Consider the following 654-nt stretch of genomic DNA (forward strand, 5'->3'; position numbering starts at 1 on the left):
CTTGAATAGACGCCTTAAGCGTTTCTTCGAGATCAGACAGCTGGGCTTTTACGGCCTCAAACTCAACTTCTTTGGTGCGGACATTCGCAACTTGACGGCGGATATCAGCAATACGAGCAGAGAGGTCATCGGGAGCAGTAAATTCACTGGTCTGAGCCAAAATTTCAGCATCAGAAATCAGCAGGATGTCTTGCTGTTTATCAAAAGCCGGAGCGACCTTTTCCTCTAAACGTTCCCAAAATTCTTTGCATGCAGCAAATAAGCGGTTGAAAGCAGTTTGGTTTGGTTTGATGAGGAAAATCTTCGGCTGATCTTTAGCGGACCAAAAAACGAGATAAGCTTGTGGGGCACCTGTTACGAATAGTTGGTGCTGAACCTGCCAGAAGTAATATTTAAATTCCGGCGAAGCTGAACCTTGTTCAAGGATGGCTAAATGTTTTTTCTCAGAGAGATTCTTGATTTCCAGTACGGAACGGTCATCGAGCTGTCCATCAAGCGAAGCTATCATGAACGGATACTTGGCATGTCGAACGCAAAAAGGTGAAGCAATTTGCCCCAACTCATTTTCACAGTACGACCGCGCAAGCGCTTCGAGTTTGTTACCGGCATCTACCTGCTTGATAGCAGATAAATCTTCAGATGCAAGCAAGCCTG

Annotated in this window: 1 protein-coding gene; it reads right to left on the minus strand. The window is 45.6% G+C overall.

Translation table 11 applies throughout. From position 1 onward, the window contains the following. On the minus strand, positions 1 to 654 hold a 654-nt coding region (locus ACVRRC_RS22175), incomplete at both ends, for a lambda-exonuclease family protein (protein ID WP_472997604.1).

The organism is Stutzerimonas sp. LR2 (genome assembly GCF_055755175.1).